Below are 12,676 nucleotides of genomic sequence, written 5' to 3' on the forward strand. Positions count from 1 at the left end.
GATGAGCCGAGCGTGGGCTCGGCTCTACAGGGGTCATCGGCGGCCATGCACATTCCCTGGTGGGTGCGGACCGTTGGTCCGCACGCCTTTGACTGTGTAGAGCCGAGCCCATGCTCGGCTGCTCTTCGTTCCGCGATCGGCAAACCCTCGCGCTGCGCGCGATGAGCCGAGCGTGGGCTCGGCTCTACAGGTATTCCGCCGCCCGATTCAACGCATCAGCCGGCAAGCAATGCGACAATCGCGGTCCTTTCCTGCAGCAACGAGGCCCACATGGCCAAACTGACCCTGGCCAGCGTGGATGCGCTGCGTGCCCGCTTCGCTGATGACGCTGCCTGCGATGCGGCCCTGGCCGCCTTCGCCGATACCGCTGCACTGCGCACGCCGCTGCGCGAACTGGTGGAAGCACAGCACCGCTACCTGCAGGCCGAATTCGAAGTGGCGCAGGTGGCCGACGTGCTGCGCCGCGACCAGAAGTACGCACCGGTGGGCCGGCCTTCGATCAACATCGTGCAGCTGCGCAAGCAGCAGGCCGCGACCAAGCAGGCGGCGCTGATCGCACGCCAGGTAGTGGCGCAGGCAGCGCAGACCTTCGTGCGCGTGAGCGGGATGACGGTGAAGGCCAAGCAGAGCCCGAGCGAGGCGTGCGTGGCATGGTTGGGCGCGTTGCGCTGAGGGATCGTGCGGACCAACGGTCCGCACCCACCAGATGCCGGTTGGCACCTACCGGGTAGTGCCGGCCGCTGGCCGGCAACCCCATCGGCATCGGGCACCTCGCATGCAGAGCCCAAAAAGAAGGCCCGCTCTTCAGCGGGCCTTCTGCCTTCTCACGACGAGTGAGCTGGGTGCATCAAGCGGCCGGCTTTTCGCCGGTGGCTTCGGTGGTGATGCGGATCTTCACTTCATCGCTGACGTTCGGGGCATACGCGCCGACGCCGAAATCGCTGCGCTTCAGGGTGGTGGTGGCATCGAAGCCAGCCGCCGGAACCTTGGCCATCGGGTGCTCGCCGCCGCCGTTGACGGTGACGTCCAGGGTGACCGGCTTGGTGATGCCCTTGATGGTCAGGTCGCCGGTGACGGTCAGCTTGTTGGTGCCGGCCGCTTCCACCTTGGTGCTCTTGAAGGTGGCATCGGCGAACTTGGCGGCGTCGAAGAAGTCGGCGCTCTTCAGGTGCTCGTCGAACTTGGCGGTGAAGCTGTTCAGGCCGCTCAGCGGCAGCTTCACTTCCACGGTGGACTTGGTCACGTCTTCGGCGTTGTACACCAGGGTGCCTTCAACATTGCCGAAGTGCGCGCTGGGGTTGGAGAAGCCGAAGTGGCTCCACTGCGCCAGCACGTCGGTGTGGCTCGGGTCCAGCTTGTAGGTGCCCGAAGCGATCTTGATCGCTTCGGCGGCCGGGGCAGCGGCAGCGGCGTCGGCAGCCGGGGTGGCGGCCTGTTCGGTGGTGGCCGGGGCGGCAGCATCGGCGGCCGGGGCAGCGGTGTCGGCCGGCTTCGAGCAGGCGGCGATGGCCAGGGTCAGGGCCAGCGGCAGCAGCAGTTTACGGGTGGCGCTCATCTGAGGAACTCTCCGGATCGTAGGGTGGGTACACGGTGCAGCAATGGCCCGCCGCGGAACAGCGGGCCCGAAACCGATACAGCGACTTACGCGATGCGCGCCGCTTCGTCGAACGACAGGCGCGGCAGGCGCGGGAACAGGCCCGCCGGATCACCGTAACCCAGGTTGACCAGGAAATTCGACTTGATGGAGGTGCCGGCGAAGAAGGCTTCGTCGACCTTGGCCGGGTCGAAGCCGGACATCGGGCCGGCATCCAGGCCCAGCGCGCGCGCAGCCAGGATCAGGTAGGCACCCTGCAGGCTGCCGTTGCGGATGGCGGCTTCGTGGCGGCCTTCCTGCGGGCCATCGAACCAGGCCTTGGCATCGGTGTGCGGGAACAGGTACGGCAGCTTCTCGTGGAAGTCCAGGTCGAAACCGATGATGACGGTGACCGGCGCAGCCATGGTCTTGGCCAGGTTGCCTTCGGACAGCGCCGGGGCCAGCTTGTCCTTGGCCTCCTTCGAGGTGACGAAGACGAAGCGCGCCGGCGTGGTGTTGGCCGCGGTGGGGCCCCACTTCACCAGGTCGTACAGTTCCTTCAGCAGGCTCTCGGGGACCGGCTTGTCGAGGAAGGCGTTCTGGGTGCGGGCCGTACGGAACAGCTGATCAAGGGCGGCGGCGTCGAGCGCGTGGGACATCGGTGGATCTCCAGGGCGGCGAAAGGAAGTCAGTGCCCGCGGGCGGCGCGGGGCGAAACGACGAGCCGCAGTGTAGAGTGTCGCGACTGTTGCAACACCCAGCAGGGCTGAAACGAATTAATGCCAATGGTGAAACGATCGAGCGCGCCATGGACGGTCACCGACGGCCGTGCGGGCAATGTCCGCCAGGCGGTCGCGCTGGCCTCGGCACTGCGCCAGGGCACCCACCGACCGCTGCTCCTGCAACCGCGCGCACCCTGGCGCTGGCTGTCGCCGCGGCGCCTGCCCGGCGATGTGAATGGCTATGGCGAGGCCTTCGCGACACTGGCTGCCGAGGCCCCGGCGCTGGCGATCGGCTGTGGCCGCCAGGCCGCCGGTGCCCTGCGCGTGCTGCGCGCACGCGGCAGCCAGGTGGTGCAGATCCTCGACCCGCGCATCAGCGCCCGCCATTGGGACGTGGTGGTGGTGCCCGAACACGATGCCCTGCGTGGCAGCAACGTGCTCACCCTGCTCGGCAGCCTCAACCCGGTGGACGACGACTGGCTGGCCTGGGGCCGCGCCGCGTTCGCCGGCTTCAGCACCCTGCCCGGCCCGCGCACCGCACTGCTGGTCGGTGGGCCGACGCCGCTGGCACCGTGGGACGAGACCGCGATGGTCGGCGTATTCCAGGCGCTGGCCGAGCAGATCCGCAATGAAGGCGGCAGCCTGCTGGCCACCACCTCGCGACGCACGCCGCCGGCCCTGGCCGAGATCCTGCGCGCGAAGTTCGCCAACCTGCCGCACGTGATCTGGGGCGATGGTGGCGACGGTACCAATCCCTATGGTGGCCTGCTCGGCTGGGCCAACCGCGTGGTGGTCTCGCCCGATTCGGTGAACCTGCTCTCTGAAGCCTGCGCCACGCGCATGCCGGTGATGGTGGCGCTGGCCGAGACCGCGCAGGGCCGGCTGGCCCGCTTCCAGCAGCAGCTGCGCGAGCGCGGGCGCCTGCAGCCGCACTGGCTGGACTGGCAGTACGACCGCATCGAGCCACTGCGCGAGACTGCGCGGGTAGCGGCGGAAGTGAAGCAGCGCCTGGCATTGGGGTAGTGCCGGCCGCTGGCCGGCAACGCTGTGCGCATTACCGAACACCGCCGATGCCGGCCAGTCGCCGGCATCTACCGGGATGCACAGCGATTTCTGAACATTTCAATCTGCCCATACCGTTAGAGTCCGGTGCCCCCCACCGGACCGAATGCCTTCATGCGTACCCTGCTCCTGCTGCCCTTGGCCCTGCTCGCCGCGTGTTCGACCGCGCCCACCGAGCTGGACCCGATCTCCTATCAGTGCCAGCAGCAGCTGGACGCGTACCGCGAGCAGCCGGCGCTGCGCGATCCGAAGACGGGCGAGCGCCCGCCGCTGCCGATCGCCCCGATCAGCGATGCCTGCGACAGGGAACTCCAGCGCAAGGGCGTGGATCGCCCGCTGCGCTGAGCAGCGTATGATCGGCGCGCGGGCCTGCCCGCCGCTGAAGGTACCGACATGGATCGTTTTGCCCGCCTGCCCCGTGCCGCGCTGCTGATCGCCAGCCTGCTGGCGACCGCACCGGCCTGGGCCGACAGCACCGCCTGCCGCGAGCGCTACCCGAGCGTGGCCTCGCAGGCGGCGATGCTGGACGTGGCCTGGACCACCGCCGAACGCCTGGACGCGCTGCCCGATGTGGACGTGGTGGTGGCCGCGCGCGGTGGCCAGGACCTGAGCCGCTACGGCCTGCGCCACAGCCACCTGGCCTTCCTGCTGCGCGAGGACGACGGCCGCTGGCGCGCGATGCACCTGCTCAACCGCTGCAAGACCGACAGCTCGCAGCTGTACCACGAGGGCCTCGGCAACTTCGTCGGCGAGAGCGGCGGCCATACCGACCTGCGCATCGGCGTGCCGTCGGCCCCCTTGCGTGCAGCGCTGCGCGCGATGCTGGTGCCGCCCTCGATCCAGCCCAAGGCGCTGCACGAAACCAGGTACAACGTGGTCGCCTACCCGTTCGCCACCGACTACCAGAACTCCAACCAGTGGGTGCTGGAGGTGCTGGCGGCGGCGATGGCGCAGGCCGAAGGCGCGCCGGCCATCGTCAAGCGCGAACAGGCACAGCAGTGGCTGCGCCAGCAGAAGTACCAGCCCAGCGTGCTGCATATCGGCCTCGGCAAGCGCGTGGGTGCGCGCCTGTTCGTAGCCAACGCCACCACCACCGACCATCCAGCCGGCGAACGCATCTCCGGCAACTATTCGGTGGTGACGGTGGAATCGGTGTTCGACTTCCTGCACCAGCGCAGCCAGCTGCAGCAGGAACTGGTGATCCCCCATGTGCCGGTGGCCGGTGCCACTGCCGCCACGCCCTGAATCCCGCAAGGAGAACGACATGCGTCCGCTGCTTACCTCTGTGTTGTCGATGGTGATCGTCACCGGCCTGGCCTGGTCCACGGCCGCCCACGCCGAACGCCGCATCGTGATCATCCACGACCCGGGTCCGCAGGGACCAAGCCTGGAAATGTCCACGCAGATGGTGGCCTCGGCCCGCGCTGCAGCGGCCAAGGAAGCGCAGGATGCCGCCGACGCAGGCCAGCCGCTGGCCCGCCCGCAGCAGATCAAGCTGCCGCAGATGGAGGTGAGTGCCATCTCCACTACCGTGGATGGCCGCCGCGAAGTGCTGCTGCGTGATGCCAACGATCCGCAGAACACCGCATCGATGCAGTATCCGCGCGGCGTCGGCGACCCGGCCGTGCAGTTCACCGTGGGCCAGACCGTGAATTTCGAGCCAACCGGCAACGACCAGGGCTGGCAGCTGAAGGACAACCAGGGCCGCCCGCTGGAGTACCTGCCCGAGGCCACCGGCCCGCGCGATATCTTCGATACCCGGCGCTGAGCCGCCGTCTCCCCCCCCTGACCAGGAGGTCTCCATGTTCCGTTGCCTGCGCGTTCCCGCTTCTGCATTGCTGCTCTCCGCGCTGCTGGTGCCCACCGTCCATGCCGGCGCCGCGCCGCAGTTGAACAGCAGCGAGGCCAGCGTGCTGATCACCTCGCTGATCGTGGTCTCGGTGCCGCTCGCTGCATCGGCGGGCCTGTCCGAACTGTCCAAGGCGCCGTTCAAGGCCAGCGAACGCAACGGCCGGGCCACGCGCACCAAGGCAGTGCCGCTGCCGCCGATGGAGGTGAAGAAGGTGGAGACCACGCCGGAGGGCGAGCGCCAGGTACAGCTGCAGGTGCCCGACAAGGCCGATCAGACCGCCACCCTGCGCTGGCCGGCGCGCGTACATGAAGACCAGACGGCGGCCTTCGTGGTCGGCCAGCGGGTGCATTTCGAGCCCACCGAGGCCGGTGCCGGCTGGACCGTGAAGAGCGCGCAGGGCCAGGCCCTGGCTTACGTCCCCACCGCCTACGCCGCCGGTGACGTGATGAGTGAAGCGCTGTAAAGCTGAACGACCGTTTTTGGTTTTGCCACGGCCGGGGCGGATAATGGGTGATCCCCTTTCTCCCTCTGGCTCGCCATGTCCGTGCGTCCTGCCCCTCTGTTTGCCCCGCTGACCCCGCGCGCCCTGGTGCTGGCGGTACTGGCGATGGGCGCGGTGGTGCTGCTGTCCAACGTGCTGGTGCAGTACCCGATCAACGATTGGCTGACCTGGGGTGCCTTCAGTTATCCGGTCGCGTTCCTGGTCAGCAACCTGATCAACCGCCGCTTCGGCCCGGGCCCGGCGCGCCGCGTGGCGTGGATCGGCTTCGCGGTGGCGGTGTTGTTGTCGATCTGGGTGGCCACCCCGCGCATCGCCATTGCCTCCTGCTCGGCGTTCATCGTGGCCCAACTGCTGGACATCACCGTGTTCGACCGCCTGCGCCGTGGCAGCTGGTGGCGCGCACCGATGGTGGCCACCACCTGCAGCGCGACGGTGGACACCACCATTTTCTGGTCGATCGCGTTTGCCGGCTCCGCGCTGCCGTGGGTGAGCTGGGCCGCCGGCGACCTGGCAGTGAAGCTGGCGATCGGCGTGTGCCTGCTGGCCCCGTTCCGCGCGCTGCTGTGGAAGATGGCGCCGCTGCGCGCCACCAGCTGACCGCCATTGCCCTGGTAGGTGCCAACCTTGGATGGCACATGAGCACGGTAGGTGCCGACCGTTGGTCGGCACGCTCCATCAGAGTTCATCACCGCTGACAGATTGTGCCGACCAGCGGTCGGCACCTACCAACAGCGGATCATCCCCGGGCAATTGCTCTAATGGGTGCACCCACTCACCCGAACGGCAACGCCGCCGCTCTGCACGCCGCCGTAATCGCCGCACACGCGTCTTCAATCGCGGGCGTGGTCGGTGCCAGTCGCGGGCGCCGGTCCAGCGTGCAGGCCAGGCCTACGTCGAGCAGCGTGGCATGCGCGGTATGCAGTGCCTGCGCGGTGGCACCGGGCAGGAAGCCCGCAACCGCCAGCGCATCTATCAACGACGGTGTATCGCGCGGCTGCAGCAGCGCGGGATGCTGCGCACTACGCGCCAGCACGCCGGTCTGCAGCAGGAACTCCAGGTCCACCACGCCACCGGCACCCTGCTTCAGGTCCAGTCGCGCAGCATCGCTGCGGTCCAGTTCGGTGCGCATGCGGCCACGCATCTTCAACACATCGGCATACAGCGTGGCCGGATCGCGTTCGCGGCCCAGCGTCTGTGCACGCACCTGTTCGAAATCGGCCAGCAGGCTGGCATCACCGGCCACGCCGCGTGCACGTACCAGGGCCTGGTGTTCCCAGGTCCACGCGCGTTCGCGCTGGTATTCGGTGTAGCTGGCCAACGAAGACACCAGTGAACCCTTGCCGCCATCCGGGCGCAGGCGCACGTCGATGTCGTACAGACGGCCGGCGGCGGTGACCGCACCGAGCAGCGCCATCACCTTCTGCGCCAGCCGCGCATACCAGCGCCCCGGTTCCAGCGGACGTGCGCCATCGCTGGCCTCCACGCCGGCCGGATTGTCGTGCAGGAATACCAGGTCCAGGTCGGAACCGAAGCCCAGCTCAAGCCCTCCGAGGCTGCCGTAGCCGATGATCGCGAAGCGCCCACCAGGAATCACGCCGTGTGCCGCGCGCATGTCCGCTTCGGCCATCGCCAGCACGGTGGTGACCACCGCCTGGGCCAGCTCGGCCAGTTGCCGCGTGCTGTCCACTGCGCCCTGTCGACCGTCCAGCGTGGCCATCGCCATGCGGAAGCTGAGCGCCAGCCGCGTCTCGTTGAGCCAGCGCAGTGCGGATTCGGGGTCTTCCACCGCCAGCACCTGCTGGCACTCGGCCAGCATGCCGGCCGCATCGGGCATCGGTCCGGACACGCGCACGTCCAGCAGTTCGTCCAGCAGCAGCGGGTACGCGGCCAGCCGCTCAGCCAGCAGCGCGCTGCGCGCCAGCACATCCACCAGCCGCGCCAACGCGCTCGGTTGTTCGTCCAGCAGCGCGAGATAGCTGGTCCGGCGCAGCACCGCCTGCAGCAGGCCAAGCACGCGCTTGAGCGCGGCATCGGGTTGCGGCGAGCGCGTGGCCGCATGCAGCAGCGCCGGCAGTACGCGATCCAGCCGTGCACGCGCGGCGTCGGACAGGGACTTCACGCCGGTGCCCTGGGCGAAATCGCGCAGCGACTGATCGGCGCCATTGGCATCGAGGAAACCGGCTTCCGCCAGCAACGGCGCGTTGCTGCCCTCGGGCAGGCTGCGCCAGTAGTTGGCCAGCGCGTCGGGCGCAGCCTGGCCCTTGCGCGGCGCCAGCAGCGCGGCGAATTCAGTACTGACCCGCTGCTGCTGTTCGGCCAATGCCGCGCGCAGCACGTCCCAGTCCGGGTAGCCGAGGCCGACGGCGATGCGCGCGCGGTCCAGCGCGTCGCTGGGCAGCACGTGGGTCTGCGCATCGCGCAGCATCTGCAGGCGGTTCTCCAGCCGGCGCAGGAACAGGTAGGCGTCACGCAGCGCGCTGCCATCCTCGGGCGCGATCTGCCCCGCGGCCACCAGCGCGTCCAGTGCCACCAGCAGGCGGCGCTCGCGCAGCGCCGGCTCACGGCCACCGCGGATCAGCTGCAGCGCCTGGCACAGGAACTCGATTTCGCGGATGCCACCGGCGCCGCGCTTGATGTCTTCGTGCAGCTCGCGGCGCGCGACTTCGGCGGTGATCGCCGCCTTCATCTCGCGCAGGCCGTCGAGCGCGGTGAAATCGAGGTAGCGGCGGTACACGAACGGGCGCAGGGTCTGCAGCCACGCCTCACCGGCGGCGATGTCGCCGGCTACCGCGCGCGCCTTCAGCCATGCGTAGCGCTCCCAGTCGCGGCCTTCGCGCTGGAAATACTGGTCCATCGCCGCGAACGACAGCGCGACGCGGCCGGCGCTGCCGAACGGCCGCAGGCGCAGGTCAACGCGGTGGCTGAAGCCATCGACGGTGGTTTCGTCCAGCAGCTTGGCCAGGCGCTGGCCGAGGCGGGCGAAATACTCTTCGGCGGCCAGCGCGCGCGGGCCGTCGGATTCGCCGCCGTGCGGGTAGGCGTAGACCAGGTCGATATCGGAACTGAAGTTGAGCTCGCCGCCGCCGAGCTTGCCGAGGCCGAACACCACCAGCTGCTGCGCGGCGCCTTCGCCATCGCGGACCACACCGTGGCGTTGGGCGAATTCCTGCTGCAGCGCGTCCAGCGCCAGCCGCAGGCAGTCCTCGGCCAGGGTGGTGGCGCCAGCCAGCGTCTGCGCCACGTCGTCCAGCCCAGCCAGGTCGCGCCAGATCAGCCGCGTCGACATGGCAGTACGCCAGCGCCGGATCTGCGCCGGCCAGTCGCTGGGCTGCAGCGGATCGAGCACCGGTGGTGGGATCGGCGGGCAGCCGGGGGTAGCCAGCTGCGCCAGCAGCGCCGGTTGCCGCACCAGGGTGTCCAGCGCGAAGTCGCTGGCCACCGCCAGTCGGGTCAGCAGCGGCAGCAGTTCGGCAGGAACGGGCTCGGGCAGGACCTGGGCCAGGCGCGCCAGGGCGCGGTCGACAAGGGGCTGCAGGGAGGCGGGCAGGTCAGCGGGGGCGAGGGTCATGGGCGGATTGTATCGACCCGGTCGGGACGCGACGGACCCGGTAGTGCCGGCCGCTGGCCGGCAGATCCCATGATCCTGCCGAAGGTTGCTCCAGTTGCCGGCCAGCGGCCGGCACTACCGATAATGGAGGCCGCGCATTCATACTGGGCGACAGGCAATAAAAAAGCCCGCTTGCAGCGAACTGCCAGCGGGCTCTGCTCCCTCCCCCACGTCGGGATGCAGGGCCATCGTGCGGGCTGCGAAAGCACTTTGCACGCTGCACTGCAAAACAGAACCGATGGGTATGGGTGAGCCCCTTGGGGGAAAAGCCATTCCACGAAGGTAGAACCCCCCGTACGGATGAGGATGGCCGATAATCGGGATTCCCCCCAGAAACACTGTCGTCATGTCTGTTGATCGCATCGCCAACGCGCGTCTCCGTGACCGCGTGGTCTCCGCCGAGGCCGCAGCCGCGCTGATCCAGCCCGGTGAAACCGTGGCCATGAGCGGCTTTACCGGCTCCGGGTATCCCAAGGCCGTTCCCGTGGAACTGGCCCGCCGCATCGAAGCGGTGCACGCCCAGGGCAATCCCTTCCAGATCAAGCTGATGACCGGCGCGTCGACCGCGCCGGAACTCGATGGCGCGCTGGCCAAGGCCGATGGCATCGCCATGCGCATGCCGTTCCAGAGCGACCCGGACGCGCGCAACCGCATCAACGAGGGCAAGCTGGATTACATCGACATCCACCTCAGCCACGTTGCGCAGCACGTGTGGTTCGGTTTCTACGGCGAGATCGACACCGCCGTGATCGAAGTCTCGGCCATCCGCGAAGACGGTTCGCTGGTGCCCTCCACCTCGGTCGGCAACAACAAGACCTGGCTGGACCTGGCCAGGAAGGTGATCGTCGAGGTCAACGAATGGCAGCCGGCCGGCGTCGACGGCATGCATGACATCTACTACGGCACCGCGCTGCCGCCGCACCGCAAGCCGATTCCGCTGGTGAACGCCAACGACCGCATCGGCGATACCGCGCTGCGCTGCGACCCGGACAAGATCGTGGCCGTGGTGCGTACCAACGGGCCGGACCGCAACAGCCCGTTCAGCCCGATCGATGCGACCAGCGAACAGATCGCCTCGCACCTGATCGAGTTCCTCAAGCACGAGGTGAAGAAGGGCCGCCTGCCGCCGAACCTGCTGCCGTTGCAGTCGGGCGTGGGCAACATCCCCAACGCCGTGCTGGCTGGCCTGGCCAAGAGCGGTTTCCGCGACCTGGCCGCGTTCACCGAAGTGATCCAGGACGGCATGCTCGACCTGCTGCGCGACGGCGTGCTGAGCTACGCCTCGTGCACCGGCTTCGCGCTGAGCCCGCAGGCGAATGAGACGTTCAAGGAGAACATCGATTTCTACCGCGAGCGCATCATCATGCGCACGCAGGAAATCTCCAACCACCCGGAACTGGTGCGCCGCCTGGGCTGCATCGGCATGAACGGCATGATCGAGGTGGACATCTACGGCAACGTCAATTCGACGCACGTGATGGGCACGCGGATCATGAACGGCATCGGCGGTTCCGGTGACTTTGCCCGCAACGGTTTCCTGTCGGCGTTCCTGAGCCCGTCCACCGCCAAGAACGGCACCATCTCGGCGATCGTGCCGATGGCCAGCCATGTCGACCACACCGAGCACGACGTGTCGGTGATCGTCACCGAACAGGGCCTGGCCGATCTGCGCGGCCTGACCCCGCGCAAGCGCGCGCAGGTGCTGATCGACAACTGCGCGCACCCGGACTTCCGCCCGCAGCTGCAGGATTACTTCGACCGTGCCAGCCGTGAGAGCTACGGCAAGCACACCCCGCACCTGCTGCCGGAAGCGTTGTCGTGGCACCAGCGCTGGCTGGATACCGGAACGATGAAGGGCTGAGGCCCGCGTCTGTAGAGTCGAGCCATGCTCGACTCTCCTTCCCTGTGCAGCCGAGCATGGCTCGGCTCTACAAAGGGGCCGCTCCGCAGAATCCCTGTAGAGCCGAGCCCACGCTCGGCTCCACGGCAAGCGGTTTACCCGCGCAGCGCCGCCAGCGATTCGGCCTGCAGCCGCTCGTAGATCTCGAACTCGTCGTTCACCGCCACGCCCAAGGCCTGCTCGAAGGCTTCGCGGTTGGCATGCGCGGCATAGGCGCGCTGTTCTTCGCCGCCCAGGTTCGACTGGAAGATGCCCGCGGCACTGACCGGCAGGAAATCCTCGTAGACGATCGGGTCAGCCGTGGCCAGGCCGGCGGCCACCAGCACTTCAGCGGGCAGATCGGCCACGCGCTCCGGCGCGGCGCGGCCAGCGTCGGTCAGCTGGTAGCGGTAATACCCCAGGCCTTCCTGGCGCAGGGTGTCATGGTCATCCGGGAAGCTGGCGAACACCGCCTGCAGGCGCTGGCCGTAGTCGCCGCCGGTGCTGCCTTCACCACCGGCGTCGCGGGCCTGCGACAACAGCTGGTCGTACAGCGCGCGGCCCTTCGGGGTCAGCGCCAGGCCGCGTTGTTCGATCTCGCCGAAGCGCGCGGTATGGGTGCCGGCATCACCACCTTCGGCATCCGGGAAATGCACGGCTTCTTCCAGCGCCTTGAAGCTGGTCTGGCGCAGCAGGATCGGGCAGGCACGGCGCGGCGGGCCTTCGATCACGGCCTTGGCCGCCATGCCATGCTCGATCATTGCCGCCTGTGCAGCGTCGATGTCCAGCGTGCGCGGGGTCAGGTGGTTGATGTGTGGGCCGCGGAAGCTGACCACGTCAGCCACCAGGCGGTGCGCGTTGTGCAGTGCGTGGTAGGTCGGCAGATCGACCGTGGCATCGCCGTGCCAGCGGAAGGTTTCCAGCGCCTGCTGGACGAAGCGCTCGGCATCGGCCTGCGACAGGCCACCGTCGCGCTCGGCCTGGTCGATCAGCGCCAGCGCGCCGTCAGTGAAGATGCGACGGCGCGCCAGGATCTTCGCCGACTCGGCACGCAGGGCTTCGTCTTCGATCAGCTCCAGGCGCAGCAGCGAGGTGAACACGCGAAACGGATTCTGCGCCAGCGCCGCGCCGGTCAGCGGGCGGAACGCGGTGGAGTGCACCGGCACGCCGGCCACCGACAGGTCGTAGTAGCCGACCGGGTACATGCCCATCACCGCGAACAGGCGGCGCAGCGTCGCCAGTTCCTGCACGGTACCGACGCGGATCGCGCCATGACGCTCTTCATCCAGCCGCGCACGCTCGTCGTTGCGCTGCAGCTGCGCGGCCAGCGCCAGGTCCTGGGCAAGCACCTGCGCGTTGATCCGCTCCACCAGTTCCACCAGCGTGCCGTACAGCGGCACTTCGGTGCGGTACATGCGGGACATGGCCTGCGCGAACAGGCGGCGGATCACATCAGGCGAAACGAAAGAGGCGCTCATC

12 protein-coding genes are annotated in these 12,676 nt (G+C 68.5%); 8 read left to right on the forward strand and 4 right to left on the reverse strand.

All coding sequences use genetic code 11. The features are described from left to right. Positions 1-270: 270 nt before the first annotated feature. Positions 271-672: a hypothetical protein gene (locus AC5P8J_RS18550; RefSeq protein ID WP_262212246.1), complete on the forward strand. Its 402-nt coding sequence runs from the start codon at positions 271-273 to the stop codon at positions 670-672. Positions 673-847: 175 nt separating this feature from the next. Here the strand turns inward: AC5P8J_RS18550 and AC5P8J_RS18555 are convergent, their stop codons facing one another. Next, on the reverse strand, positions 848-1,555 hold the full coding sequence (locus AC5P8J_RS18555; protein WP_005415047.1) for a YceI family protein: 708 nt from the start codon (positions 1,553-1,555) through the stop codon (positions 848-850). An 86-nt stretch (positions 1,556-1,641) separates the two neighbouring features. After that, positions 1,642-2,232 (reverse strand): malonic semialdehyde reductase, encoded by a 591-nt coding sequence (locus AC5P8J_RS18560; RefSeq protein ID WP_005415046.1) that lies wholly within the window; start codon positions 2,230-2,232, stop codon positions 1,642-1,644. A 126-nt stretch (positions 2,233-2,358) separates the two neighbouring features. On the opposite strand from AC5P8J_RS18560, the gene AC5P8J_RS18565 reads away from it, so the two are divergent. The 6 genes from AC5P8J_RS18565 to AC5P8J_RS18590 all read left to right on the forward strand — a co-directional run bounded on the left by AC5P8J_RS18565 (position 2,359) and on the right by AC5P8J_RS18590 (position 6,308). After that, entirely contained in the window at positions 2,359-3,318 is a 960-nt protein-coding gene (locus tag AC5P8J_RS18565) for a mitochondrial fission ELM1 family protein (RefSeq protein WP_155028860.1), read from the forward strand. A gap of 153 nt (positions 3,319-3,471) precedes the next feature. Next, positions 3,472-3,702: a hypothetical protein gene (locus tag AC5P8J_RS18570; protein WP_005415044.1), complete on the forward strand. Its 231-nt coding sequence runs from the start codon at positions 3,472-3,474 to the stop codon at positions 3,700-3,702. A 48-nt stretch (positions 3,703-3,750) separates the two neighbouring features. Then, positions 3,751-4,602, forward strand: a complete 852-nt coding sequence (locus tag AC5P8J_RS18575) for a DUF2145 domain-containing protein (protein WP_111102259.1) — start codon at positions 3,751-3,753, stop codon at positions 4,600-4,602. A 19-nt stretch (positions 4,603-4,621) separates the two neighbouring features. Then, positions 4,622-5,125, forward strand: coding sequence for a hypothetical protein (locus tag AC5P8J_RS18580; protein WP_031269949.1), 504 nt, complete (start codon positions 4,622-4,624; stop codon positions 5,123-5,125). A 34-nt stretch (positions 5,126-5,159) separates the two neighbouring features. Beyond that, positions 5,160-5,672: a hypothetical protein gene (locus tag AC5P8J_RS18585; protein ID WP_019662190.1), complete on the forward strand. Its 513-nt coding sequence runs from the start codon at positions 5,160-5,162 to the stop codon at positions 5,670-5,672. Between the two features lie 75 nt (positions 5,673-5,747). Beyond that, complete coding sequence (locus AC5P8J_RS18590; RefSeq protein WP_019662191.1) at positions 5,748-6,308, forward strand: queuosine precursor transporter; 561 nt, start codon at positions 5,748-5,750, stop codon at positions 6,306-6,308. Between the two features lie 175 nt (positions 6,309-6,483). Here AC5P8J_RS18590 and glnE read toward each other — a convergent pair whose 3' ends face one another. Beyond that, positions 6,484-9,279 (reverse strand): bifunctional [glutamate--ammonia ligase]-adenylyl-L-tyrosine phosphorylase/[glutamate--ammonia-ligase] adenylyltransferase, encoded by a 2,796-nt coding sequence (gene glnE / locus AC5P8J_RS18595; protein ID WP_494540319.1) that lies wholly within the window; start codon positions 9,277-9,279, stop codon positions 6,484-6,486. A 385-nt stretch (positions 9,280-9,664) separates the two neighbouring features. Here glnE and scpC point away from each other — a divergent pair, with 385 nt between their 5' ends. Further along, positions 9,665-11,179 carry a succinyl-CoA:acetate CoA-transferase ScpC gene (gene scpC, locus AC5P8J_RS18600; RefSeq protein ID WP_021202957.1) on the forward strand — a complete coding sequence of 505 codons (1,515 nt, stop codon included), beginning with the start codon at positions 9,665-9,667 and terminating at the stop codon, positions 11,177-11,179. 134 nt (positions 11,180-11,313) lie between these two features. Here the strand turns inward: scpC and hglS are convergent, their stop codons facing one another. After that, a complete protein-coding gene (gene hglS / locus AC5P8J_RS18605; protein WP_495217030.1) occupies positions 11,314-12,675 on the reverse strand; it encodes a 2-oxoadipate dioxygenase/decarboxylase HglS in 1,362 nt (453 codons plus the stop codon). Between the last annotated feature and the right edge of the window lies 1 nt (position 12,676).

The sequence above is a fragment of the Stenotrophomonas sp. YJH_SMC_37 genome, assembly GCF_059370035.1.

What these genes read in the sequence shown, in the direction of transcription:
- glnE (WP_494540319.1), bottom strand. Translation starts at nt 9,279, where the DNA reads ATGACCCTCGCCCCCGCTGACCTGCCCGCCTCCCTGCAGCCCCTTGTC.
- hglS (WP_495217030.1), bottom strand. Translation starts at nt 12,675, where the DNA reads ATGAGCGCCTCTTTCGTTTCGCCTGATGTGATCCGCCGCCTGTTCGCG.
- AC5P8J_RS18565 (WP_155028860.1), top strand. Translation starts at nt 2,359, where the DNA reads ATGGTGAAACGATCGAGCGCGCCATGGACGGTCACCGACGGCCGTGCG.
- AC5P8J_RS18570 (WP_005415044.1), top strand. Translation starts at nt 3,472, where the DNA reads ATGCGTACCCTGCTCCTGCTGCCCTTGGCCCTGCTCGCCGCGTGTTCG.
- AC5P8J_RS18575 (WP_111102259.1), top strand. Translation starts at nt 3,751, where the DNA reads ATGGATCGTTTTGCCCGCCTGCCCCGTGCCGCGCTGCTGATCGCCAGC.
- AC5P8J_RS18590 (WP_019662191.1), top strand. Translation starts at nt 5,748, where the DNA reads ATGTCCGTGCGTCCTGCCCCTCTGTTTGCCCCGCTGACCCCGCGCGCC.
- AC5P8J_RS18560 (WP_005415046.1), bottom strand. Translation starts at nt 2,232, where the DNA reads ATGTCCCACGCGCTCGACGCCGCCGCCCTTGATCAGCTGTTCCGTACG.
- AC5P8J_RS18555 (WP_005415047.1), bottom strand. Translation starts at nt 1,555, where the DNA reads ATGAGCGCCACCCGTAAACTGCTGCTGCCGCTGGCCCTGACCCTGGCC.
- AC5P8J_RS18550 (WP_262212246.1), top strand. Translation starts at nt 271, where the DNA reads ATGGCCAAACTGACCCTGGCCAGCGTGGATGCGCTGCGTGCCCGCTTC.
- scpC (WP_021202957.1), top strand. Translation starts at nt 9,665, where the DNA reads ATGTCTGTTGATCGCATCGCCAACGCGCGTCTCCGTGACCGCGTGGTC.
- AC5P8J_RS18580 (WP_031269949.1), top strand. Translation starts at nt 4,622, where the DNA reads ATGCGTCCGCTGCTTACCTCTGTGTTGTCGATGGTGATCGTCACCGGC.
- AC5P8J_RS18585 (WP_019662190.1), top strand. Translation starts at nt 5,160, where the DNA reads ATGTTCCGTTGCCTGCGCGTTCCCGCTTCTGCATTGCTGCTCTCCGCG.